Source organism: Mesorhizobium sp. M7A.F.Ca.US.006.04.2.1 (genome assembly GCF_004022915.1).
In the GTDB taxonomy this organism is placed as follows: Bacteria; Pseudomonadota; Alphaproteobacteria; order Rhizobiales; family Rhizobiaceae; genus Mesorhizobium; species Mesorhizobium ciceri.
Genome location: NZ_RZQA01000126.1, coordinates 1 through 10,214, shown reverse-complemented (window position 1 = coordinate 10,214; position 10,214 = coordinate 1). Strand labels below are relative to the sequence as shown.

Here is a 10,214-nt window from a genome sequence, read left to right as displayed (position 1 = left end):
CTGGTCTTCCATGCATACGCTGCTGATTGACCTTGAAGGAACGTCCCCCTGCAACCCCACACACCGACGACCGCGACGGCAATGGTCAACGCATTCCCAGGTGAAGGCGACGCGTTGGCCGCCTGCGGCTCCCAGCCTGTCTGCCTTAAACGTCCTGCCCAGTCGGGATCGAGAGAGCTCAGACGCCGCGGATGCGAGAACGCATCGGGGTGGATGCATCGTTGCGGTCCAGTGTGTGATTGACATCGATGAAACAGTTGCCTTCACATTCACCGCAGCTGGCGACCCTAAATACTTCCGCTGGGTTCGCTTGCAAGACAGAACCATCTTCGCTTCCTGGGCACTCAAGGCGAGGCGCATATCACGGTACACCAATGCTAAGCAGCAATGCGCAGGCCGACCGCTTCAGCGAAGTGGTAATGCCTCATCTCGCCGACGCGCTTTCGCTGGCCCGTTGGCTAACCGGCAATGCCACCGACGCCGAGGATGTCGTGCAGGACGCGTGCATGAAGGCACATGCCAGCATCGCCAGTTATGCCGGCGGCAATGCACGCGCCTGGCTGCTCACCATCGTGCGCAATGCGTGCTACACATGGCTGGCGCGGAACCGCCCGCGCAGCATCGTCTCGGTGGGCGATCTCGCCGATCTCGACGAGGTGAGCTCCGCTCACGCAGCCGATCCACCCGACAGCGAGAGCCCGGAGGCGACCCTGATCGCCAAGGCAGATACCGTAGCACTCGAAGCCGCGATCGCCGCCCTGCCGCAGCCGTTTCGCGAGACCCTCGTGCTGCGCGACATCAATGGCCTCGCCTACCGCGATATCGCGGCCATGCTAGGCGTGCCGATGGGTACGGTGATGTCACGGCTGGCGCGGGCGCGTGGCCTGCTGATCTCTGGCCTTGGGAGGGCGCAATGAGCGCGCACAACGACGGATTGCCCGAGGATGCCGCAGGCATGAACCTGATGCTGCACGCGCTGGTCGATGGCGAGCTTGACGCCGCCGCGGCCATAGCCGTTGAGCGGCGCATAGCCGCCGACCCCAAGCTGGCGGCCGAACATGCCCGCGTCATGGCCTTGCAAGGGGCTGTGGCCGGACTTCCGCAGCCGCAAGTCAGCGACGCCTTCAGCGCGCGCATCGCAGCCATGGCTGCTGCCGGCAATGTCGAGGTACTGCGCCCCAAAGCGCCGACGGCACCAGCGAAGGCAAATCGAACGGGGTGGTCGGCGCGCAACTTCGGCTCATTCGATTGGCGCGCCATGGCGGCGTCTATCATGCTCAGCGCGGTGCTGGCCAGCGGTGCAACGCAATGGGCGATGCAGCCTGGCGTAGCCGATGGCTTTGCCGCAGGGGTAGCCAGCGGCCACCAGCGCAGCCTGTTGGCGATGAGCCCGGTGGATGTCGTCTCGTCGGACCGACACACGGTGAAGCCCTGGCTCGACGCAAGGCTCGGTCTTTCGCCGCCGGCGCCGGACATGGCCAAGGACGGATTTGCACTCATCGGTGGCAGGGTCGAGGTCATCGGCGGCCGGGCGGTGCCGGCACTGGTCTATCGCCACCGCGAGCATCTGATCACCCTTGTCGCCGAGCCTCAAAATGCCGGAGCTGTGACCGACCCTGTCGATCTCTCTGAGGGCGGTTTTTCGCTGGTGCAGTGGAGCGACGGCGCCTTCTCCTACTGGGCGATTTCCGACATGGAGCGGCCGGAGCTGGACGATTTCGTAGCGCGCTTCCGCGCCGCCACCGTGACCGGCTGATAGCCGACCGCCCAGACCTTTTCAGCCAATATCAAGTGCGACGTCACCGCTGGCTCGGCTACTTCGCGGTCAGACAGACCCACGGCACCAGCATGGTGCCGACCTCGGACGTGCGCGTGCAGCGTCGGCTGGCCCAGTTCCCGACAGCCGCCGTCCCTGATTTTGGGACCTCCAAAGAATTTCGCGCCACCCGGGAATAAAGGGATGTCTTGGCGAGTCTTGTTGTTAGCGGGGCCAATTTCCCGGCACGCAACCAAGAAACGAAACAAGGATCTACCAAAATGACCAAGCTCGCTCTCAGCGTGGCTGCCATGCTGCTTGCCTCAAGCGCTGTCTTTGCCGGCAGCGACCATGGCGCCAACAACTCCAACCAGCCGGCCACCAGCGTCGACACCAACGCTACTGCTTCCATTCCCTCCACGCCGCGTCAGGACAGCGTCGACTCCAAGGTGACGACCGGGCCGAGCCAGGGGTCGGTTCAGGACATCATCAACCGGCACAACAACGACGGACTCTGGGGCCGCTGAACGCGCCTCGACCTCCAAACAACAACTTCTCTCAATCCTCAAGATCAGGAACTGTTTCAATGAAAAAGATCGTCCTTACGGCTGCCGCCATCCTCGTTGCCAGTGGCACGGCCTTCGCCGGCAGCGACCACTACGGCTCGAACACTTCCCGCCAGCCGGTCGCCAGCCATTCGGCTTCAAAAATCGACACCTCGCACACCAGCTCGATCCGAGAGGTCAAGAAGATCCATGGTGGCGATGCCAGCGTGTCGGCGCAGTACGGCCAAGGCATCTGGGGCAACTGAGTTTCATCCGGTCAGGACCGATAGGTTCGGCAATCAGGACGGAGGGCCACGCTTGGCTTTCCGCCACCCCCACCTCTTAACACAGGAGATCATCATGTTTAACATGACACGTCGCACGTTGCTTGGGTCCGCAACTGCCGCTGCCGCATTCGGCCTCGCCGGCAGGTTGGAATTCACCCGTCCTGCCTTCGCCGAAACAGCAGTCGAGCCGGCCGTTGGCTTCTACAAATACATGGTCGGCGATATCGAGATCACCGCCATCTATGACGGCATCTGGCGCAAACCGCACGACCCAGCTTTCATCAAGGATGTCTCCGTCGAGGACACCAAGGCAGCCCTTGCCAAGGCCGGCCTGACGACAGACTTCATGCCTATCCCGCTCACCGTCGTCGTCCTCAAGATGAACGGCAAGGTGATTATGATGGATGCCGGTTCGGGCGTCGGCCAATGGCAAACCAATGCCACCCATCTGCCGGCCAACATGGCCGCCGCTGGCATCGACTACAAGACTATCGACACCATCATGATCTCGCATTTCCATCCCGACCACGTCTGGGGCCTGATGGAAAAGGGGACCAGCGCGCCTGTGTTCCCCAATGCCGAGCTCATCGTCAACGCCACGGAATACAAGTGGTGGACCGACCCCGGCCGACTGGCAAAGCTGCCCGAAGGGCGCAAGCCGGCGGGCAAGCGCATCGCCGAAAACTTCCCGAAATGGAAGAACTGGAAGCTGGTCGAGGACGGCGCCGAAGTGGCGCCTGGCATGCAGATCATCGCCGCGCCCGGTCATACGCCAGGCCATTCGGTCTACCTCGCAAACTCCGGCAAGGAGCAGATCATGATTTCGGCAGACACAATGTATGTGCCGGCACTGCTGGCGCCGCATCCGGACTGGCAAGGCACCTACGACCAGGATGGGCCGACGGCCATTACCACGCGCCACAAACTGATCGATCGCGTGATTGCCGACAACATCCGCATCTCCGGTTCGCACTTCCCGTTCCCGGGCACCGGCACCTTCGTCAAGGACGGCAACGCCTACGGCTTCACCCCCGTGCAAATTTAAGCGCGGCAATCCCAAAGCGAGAAAGACAATGGAACCTTCCCTCTTCAACAGGCACAACCTGTTCGGGCTGCTCGGCGCCGTTGCCGTGCTGGCTGCCGTTCCGGTCGCCGTCACCGGGCCGGCCTATGCCGTGGACAACATTGAAGGCGACGACGCGCCCGACCTCACCGCAGTAAAAGCCAAGATCGATGCCAAGGACTATAAGGGTGCATTGGCCGATCTTCGTGACCTGGCGCAGGACACGCAGCAGGCCGACGTCTACAATCTGCTCGGCTTCACGCTGCGCAAGACCGGCGATTACACGACGGCACTGACCTACTACACCAAGGCGCTCGAACTGAAGCCGGACCACAAAGCGGCGCGCGAATATCTCGGCGAACTCTATGTCGAGACCGGCGACATGGCCAAAGCTAGGGAGCAGCTGGCATCGCTGACCCAGCTCTGCCCGGCAGGCTGCGAGGAACGCGCAGACCTGCAGAAGGCCATCGACACCAAAGTGACCCAATGAAGCCAGGCGGGCGCCGTCGTGCGGCGCCTGCCCTCTTTCCTATCTGGAGCCAATCGTGACAACGACACAAATCGCCTTGAAACTACATCTCACCGACTTGACCCTGCTGACGGGTCGCCTGCTGCTCTCATTGCTCTTCGTGCATGAAGGCGTTGAGCTGGCGATCCATTTCGACGGTGCCGCAAAAGCCATGGCCGCCCTCGGCGTCAGCCTGCCGCTTCTGATGGCCACCATAGCGCTGCAGCTGGGAGCCGGTCTTTCGATCGGCCTGGGCCTGCTGACGCGTCTGGGCGCGGTCGCGCTCGGACTGTTCTGTTTGGCAACGGCAGCCCTGTTCCACACCAATTTTGCCAGCCAGAACGAATTGCTGCATTTGGAAAAGGATCTCGCCATAGCGGGCGGCATGTTCGTCCTCGCCATCGCCGGAGCCGGCGCGATATCTCTCGACAGGGTGCTGAACGGACTCATGAGGCGCCGGCAACAGGACAGAGAGACGGTTGCCGCGCTCATAGCGGCCGGTAGCCCTTTGTCGGTGGGCGATATCAAGCTCCCGTTCTAATTTCGACCAAGACGCTGGGTCTCATATCAACTCGGCACGCCACAAACGCCTCGGGTGACCAGATGGCGCAAGCCGTTCGTGGCGTGCCGTTCATCGACGTCCGCTTAACGGCACGGATAGGGCCGCCCTATCGGCCGATTTGAGGCGCAAAGCTGCCGATGGGTGTAAGATAAATGCGATCAGCGAATGGGGGGCCTAGCTTCTTGAATTTGGGCGAACCGCCTCGTAACCAGTTGACAGATAACGATGTGCTAGTCGCTGAGGGTCAGCGTTCTCTGTACGGGTCGCCAAGCCGTTTCCTCGTACTGTATGGTCTGGCGGACCTACTTACGATGACTCCGAATAGATCCGTCCGACAGGGCCGGACCAGCGGTCGAGGTGACTGCTTCCCGGGTCGCAACGTTCTCCAGAAATGTCGTCGCCGGCACGAAGAACAATGTGCCGGTGACCGCGCGGCTGAAGTCCAGCAACCGATCGTAGTTGCCTGGCGGCCGGCCAATGCGCTGCCACGTTTCGAGCCCTAAAGCTGACATTCGCGTCTGTAGCTCAGTAAGGGTTGGAATAAGTCGAACGGTGCCACGGGTGCGCGGGTGGTAGACCCGAAAACCAGGAGGAAGGGTTGCGGCTCTGCTCCCATTTCGACGGCGGCGGCAACATTTTGAGACCAGACCCTCGAGGCCAAGCGCGCGCAAGGCGGCCTTTTCAAAGGTCAACAACGCCGAGTTAAACGTCGAGCAAAACCGTTCCTTGCGGGCGGCTGCAACATGCCAGGACATAGCCGGCCGATTTATCTTCAGCATTCAGCCCGCCTAGATCGTCCATGGCAACTTCGCCGGATAGTTTAGCTATTCGGCACGTTCCGCAAACGCCCTGCTGGCAGGCGGTTGGGATGTAGATGCCACAGTTCCGTGCCGCTTCAAGCAGGGTCTCTCCGGGCGCGCAGTGATGCTCCACGCCCGAGCGGGCGAAACGGACCGAAGACGAAATCGCTGAAGCCAATTCCGACCGCGAACCATTGCTGCCTCCGAAACTCTCCTCGTGATACTGCGCCGGCGGGAAGCCTATTGCGTGAAGGCAGGCCCGTGCCGTCTTCATGTACCCTTCGGGTCCACAGGCAAAAACGGTGCGCCTGTGGAGATTGGGAACGAGGGTCAGCAGCATCTGACTGTCTATTCGGCCAGTTGGCCCCCTCCAGGTGCGATCTTCCTGGCTGCAAACGCACGTTACCCGCAAGTTGGGGAAGCGAGAGGCAAGTGCGTCCAATTCCCGTCGAAAGATTATATCACCTGGCGTTCTGGCGCTATGAATGAAGGAGATATCCTGGTCGGTTGCGCGGTCGGTAAGCGCACGCAACATCGACATCACGGGCGTTATCCCGCTGCCGCCCGAAAGGAAGAGCGGCGTTTCATATGGCAGGTCATCGAGATTGAATGAGCCGAGCGGCCCTTCGATTTCGATCTCGTCGCCCGCCCCCAAATTGTCGTGGAGCCAATTCGAAACCAGGCCGCCCGGTGTTCGCTTCACCGTGATCTGCAGGTCGAGCGGTCGCGTCGGTGGTGAGGAAACAGAGTAGGAGCGCGTCACCGCGGCACCCTCGATCTTGAGGTGCACGAGCACATACTGGCCCGCGCTGAAGCAGAACATCCGATCCGTCGGGGATGTGAAAACGAAAGTTTTCACATCGGGCGTCTCCTCGATTACACGACGGCAGAGTACGAGCTGCGATGTGGTTTGTGCCCATTGCCGATGACGCATCATCGGGAGGAGGCCGGGGGTCCCAACGTGTGCGTTCATCACTCATCTCGGTTTGAAGTAGAGCCAAGATGCCATTTCCAGGCCCGCCATAACAGGAGCCTCCCTCGCGAGTTATGATCGATTATTTCGATTACATATCCAGTGACATCACGGCAACGTGAAGGGCGCGGATTCCCTTGCGGATGATCGGTTCGTGCTTGCGGCGCGCCAGGATGGCCGTGTGTACCGGCTGATGCAGGGTCGGAGCACCTTCGACGATGAACGATGGGCGTTCGAGGGCGAACCTGCGCGCATCGTCACTTCGCATATAGCAGGTCCCGCCCGCGCGCCGTAGCATCATCTCCGCCAAGGTTTCCGATCCCATGGAAAGGCGACAGATCGCCAACTCGCCAAGCAATTCGGCATGGGCCTTCTCCAGCAGGGCCGTATAGCCAGGACGAATATAGGTTTCAGGATCGACCTCGGAGAGGGTTCTGGCTACCGTGGAAACCATCACATATTCCTCAACCATCAAATGTTCATAGGAGATTTCGGGTAGGTATCGTGGGGCGTAAAGCACTGCGATGTCGAGATTTCCCATGCTTAGGTCGCTGACCATCTGGTTCGAATAATCCGACTCGACATGGATCGACGATTTGGGAAGAGCCTGACACAGCGTCTCCACCCAACCCGGCAAAACCGAGCGGGTCATCCCGACCTGCGCGGCGACGCGCAAGGTGCCTTCGAAACGATTGAACGCCCGGACATCGTGGCGAGCCTGCGACCATGTGGACAGCAGGGATCTTGCGTAAGCTTCGAACCGGCGTCCTGCGGCGGTCGGTTCCGCCCCGGCGCGTCCGCGCTGGAACAGTTCGGACCCGATTGCGCTCTCGAGGTTCTTGATGCGGGTGCTGATCGTCGACTGGGTCAATCCTAGCCGATCCGCGGTGCGATTGAAGTTTCTCGATTCGATGATGTCCAGAAAGGTCTCGATGTGATCAAGTTGCATGAAATCTCCAATCGAAAAACTCGATCATATTCCACGTATCATAAGCTTGATCAAACAATACTCAAGGCGGAAGCTGTAGCACATCAGCGGCCGGCAGCGCCGCCGGGACGAGATACGGATACGGAGCGGAAGAAGTGTTCATAGTCGACTGCGACTGTCATAATTACTGGTCAAGCGCTACTGTGTTGGAGCCCTATCTCTCCGGCTTGTGGAAAGACATGTTCATCGAGGGCGAGAAAACAGGGCCCGTTGGGGCCTTTCCGCATGGTCATCGGCCCTGGTTCCACCCGCAGGACTTTTCCCGCAAGGACATCCGTCCGAAAACGGAAGCCGACAACTATCTCATCATGAAAGAGAAGCACCTCGACAAATACAAAGTCGACGTGGCGATCCTGACCGGCGATGAGCCTTTCGAGGCGTCGACACTGGCTAACCCTTACTATGCCAGCGCTCTGGTCAGCGCTTACAACGATTATCAGATCGATCAGTGGTTGCCGAAAGACGATCGGTTCATGGGCTCGATCATCATCGCGCCACAGGATCCGAAGCTCGCTGCCGCCGAGATACGCCGTCTTGGCAGCCATCCGCGCATGGTCCAGGTTCTCGCCTCCCAGGGGTCCGTCAAGCCGTATGGCGACCCGTTTTACCATCCGATCTACGAAGCCTGCGCGGAAGTGGGGTTGCCATTCGCCATTCATCTGGGCGGGCATGGCGGCGTGAATTCAACTGCCATTGCTCCTGCTCCGACGACATTCTTCTGGGAAACGCATGCCATTCTGCACATGTCGGCGATGTCGCACGTGGCAAGCATGATCGCCCATGGCGTCTTCGAGAAATGGCCGGACCTCTACTTCGTGATCATCGAGTGCGGCGTCGCCTGGGTTCCGTCGGTCCTTTGGCGCCTGGACGCCGACTACAAAGCGCTGCGCAAGGAGACGCCATGGCTGAAGATGCTGCCGTCTGAATATTGCCGGCGCAACATCCGCTTTTCCACGCAGCCGCTGGAGCAGCCTGCAAACATCCAACATCTCTGGTCCACGCTCGAAGCGATGGACGGCGAAAACACGCTGATGTTTGCATCAGACTATCCGCACTGGGATTACGACGATGCCAACACGCTGCAAATCCCTCCTGCATGGAAGAGCAAGATCATGGGACTGAACGCGCTGGAAGTCTACAAACGCATCCCCCGCGCGCAAGCCGCGAATGCCGCCTGAGGAAGCATACGATGCCCGAGAAGACATATATCTGCCGCGTCGACGAGATCGAAACAGGGTCTCCGTTCATCGCCAAGATCCGCAGCCTTTCGGTCGGGATTTTCCGCATCGGAGATTCATTCCACGCGCTGCTGAATGTCTGTCCGCACCGCGGCGCTCCGCTTTGCGAGGGGCCGCAATGCGGCACAACCGCGCCCGTTGAACAGGCGCAATTCATCTATCATCGCGAAAACGAGATCGTTCGATGCGCCTGGCACGGGTGGGAGTTCGACATCAAGTCAGGCGCGGCCTTGGTCGATCCCTCCGTTCGCGCGCGCACATTTCCAGTCACCGTCGAAGCCGGCGGCATCTACGTGACGGCCTGATTGGCGCAAGCCGATTGGGATTGGAAAAATTCGAAGGAAGGTGGCGGAGCCAATAAGCAGATTTGTTCGCCGGTGCTTGACGAGAAATAACGCGGGGAACTCCGCAATGGGAGAGTCAAATGTCAGAATCTGAATACAAGCTTGGTATCGCGCAAAGCCTGGTCGGAGGCGGCAAGGTTTCCCGCCGCGAATTCATTCATCTTGGGCTGGCCGCGGGCCTGACCGTTGCCGCCGCCGACCGGCTGTTCGTGAGCACGGCGCGGGCCGAACCGATGCAGGGCGGCTTCGCCAAGCTCGGCATGGCTCATGGCGCGACGACGGATTCGATCGATCCGGCCGGCTACCCCGACACGTTCACACAAACCGCATTTTCGGGCTCGCTGTCCAACAGCCTCACTGAGGTCGACGCCAAAGGCAATGTCCAACCGGACCTCGCCGAGAGCTTTGAAACTTCGGATGGAGCCAAAACCTGGGCTTTCAAGCTGCGCAAAGGCGCAACCTTTCACAACGGCAAGACCGTGACGGCGGATGACGTCGTGACCTCCTTGCAATATCACATGGGCAAGGACACCAAATCGGCGGCGAAGTCGCTGTTGGACTCCGTCGCCGATGTCAAGTCGGACGGCCCGGAAACGGTGGTCTTCACGCTCAAGAGCGGCAACGCCGATTTCCCTTACATCATGAGTGACTACCATCTGGTCATCATGCCGGCCAAGGACGGCAAGGCGGATTGGGCTTCAGGCGTTCGCACCGGTGCTTTCGTCCTCGAGAATTTCCAGCCCGGCGTTTCGGCCAAGCTCAAGCGCAATCCAAACTACTTCAAGAATGGCAAGCCCTATCTCGACGAGGTGGAGTTCATCGCCATCACAGATCTCGCCGCTCGCATGGCGGCGCTATCCACGGGGGAGGTGGACTATATCGGCCGCGCCGACCTCAAAACCCTCGGCATGTTGAAACGCAATCCCAAGGTGGAAATCGTCGAGGTCACTGGCTACGGGCACTATACCTTGCCGATGAATGTCACGATGGCGCCGTTTGATAATCCGGACGTGCGAATGGCATTGAAATGGGCGATCAATCGCCAAGAAATCGTCGACAAGATCTTTCTTGGCCACGCCACTGTGGCCAACGACAACCCGATCGCGCCGGCCATCAAATTCGCCAAGGATCCGCAACCGCAACACAGCTT

12 protein-coding genes and 1 pseudogene are annotated in these 10,214 nt (G+C 60.2%); 10 read left to right on the top strand and 3 right to left on the bottom strand.

Features of this window, described 5'->3' with window-relative positions:
- Window positions 1-374: 374 nt before the first annotated feature.
- From EN925_RS09635 to EN925_RS09605, 7 genes are all read left to right on the top strand, one after another.
- Window positions 375-917 carry a sigma-70 family RNA polymerase sigma factor gene (locus tag EN925_RS09635; protein WP_027162036.1) on the top strand — a complete coding sequence of 181 codons (543 nt, stop codon included), beginning with the start codon at window positions 375-377 and terminating at the stop codon, window positions 915-917.
- Window positions 914-1,756, top strand: coding sequence for an anti-sigma factor (locus EN925_RS09630; RefSeq protein WP_127368733.1), 843 nt, complete (start codon window positions 914-916; stop codon window positions 1,754-1,756). Before EN925_RS09635 ends, EN925_RS09630 begins: the two co-directional genes overlap by 4 nt.
- 281 nt (window positions 1,757-2,037) lie before the next feature.
- Window positions 2,038-2,283: a DUF680 domain-containing protein gene (locus tag EN925_RS09625; RefSeq protein WP_127366927.1), complete on the top strand. Its 246-nt coding sequence runs from the start codon at window positions 2,038-2,040 to the stop codon at window positions 2,281-2,283.
- A 59-nt stretch (window positions 2,284-2,342) separates the two neighbouring features.
- The gene (locus tag EN925_RS09620; protein WP_127366926.1) at window positions 2,343-2,567 is read left to right on the top strand and encodes a DUF680 domain-containing protein; all 225 of its coding nucleotides are present in this window, start codon (window positions 2,343-2,345) and stop codon (window positions 2,565-2,567) included.
- Window positions 2,568-2,661: 94 nt separating this feature from the next.
- Window positions 2,662-3,633 (top strand): MBL fold metallo-hydrolase, encoded by a 972-nt coding sequence (locus EN925_RS09615; protein ID WP_027162032.1) that lies wholly within the window; start codon window positions 2,662-2,664, stop codon window positions 3,631-3,633.
- A 28-nt stretch (window positions 3,634-3,661) separates the two neighbouring features.
- On the top strand, window positions 3,662-4,141 hold the full coding sequence (locus tag EN925_RS09610; protein ID WP_127366925.1) for a tetratricopeptide repeat protein: 480 nt from the start codon (window positions 3,662-3,664) through the stop codon (window positions 4,139-4,141).
- Between the two features lie 97 nt (window positions 4,142-4,238).
- Window positions 4,239-4,700, top strand: coding sequence for a DoxX family protein (locus EN925_RS09605; protein ID WP_338039906.1), 462 nt, complete (start codon window positions 4,239-4,241; stop codon window positions 4,698-4,700).
- Window positions 4,701-5,023: 323 nt separating this feature from the next.
- Here EN925_RS09605 and EN925_RS40635 read toward each other — a convergent pair.
- From EN925_RS40635 to EN925_RS09590, 3 genes and pseudogenes are all read right to left on the bottom strand, one after another.
- A pseudogene (locus tag EN925_RS40635) lies at window positions 5,024-5,200 on the bottom strand (peroxidase); the annotation flags it as partial.
- A gap of 223 nt (window positions 5,201-5,423) precedes the next feature.
- The gene (locus EN925_RS09595) at window positions 5,424-6,380 is read right to left on the bottom strand and encodes a hybrid-cluster NAD(P)-dependent oxidoreductase (protein ID WP_164766175.1); all 957 of its coding nucleotides are present in this window, start codon (window positions 6,378-6,380) and stop codon (window positions 5,424-5,426) included.
- Window positions 6,381-6,585: 205 nt separating this feature from the next.
- Window positions 6,586-7,443, bottom strand: coding sequence for a LysR family transcriptional regulator (locus EN925_RS09590; RefSeq protein ID WP_127369789.1), 858 nt, complete (start codon window positions 7,441-7,443; stop codon window positions 6,586-6,588).
- A 134-nt stretch (window positions 7,444-7,577) separates the two neighbouring features.
- On the opposite strand from EN925_RS09590, the gene EN925_RS09585 reads away from it, so the two are divergent.
- The 3 genes from EN925_RS09585 to EN925_RS09575 all read left to right on the top strand — a co-directional run.
- The gene (locus tag EN925_RS09585) at window positions 7,578-8,660 is read left to right on the top strand and encodes an amidohydrolase family protein (RefSeq protein ID WP_127369788.1); all 1,083 of its coding nucleotides are present in this window, start codon (window positions 7,578-7,580) and stop codon (window positions 8,658-8,660) included.
- A gap of 11 nt (window positions 8,661-8,671) precedes the next feature.
- Window positions 8,672-9,025 carry a Rieske (2Fe-2S) protein gene (locus EN925_RS09580; protein ID WP_023809364.1) on the top strand — a complete coding sequence of 118 codons (354 nt, stop codon included), beginning with the start codon at window positions 8,672-8,674 and terminating at the stop codon, window positions 9,023-9,025.
- Between the two features lie 119 nt (window positions 9,026-9,144).
- Window positions 9,145-10,214: ABC transporter substrate-binding protein (locus tag EN925_RS09575; RefSeq protein WP_164894169.1), on the top strand; the 1,070-nt coding region annotated here is incomplete at its 3' end.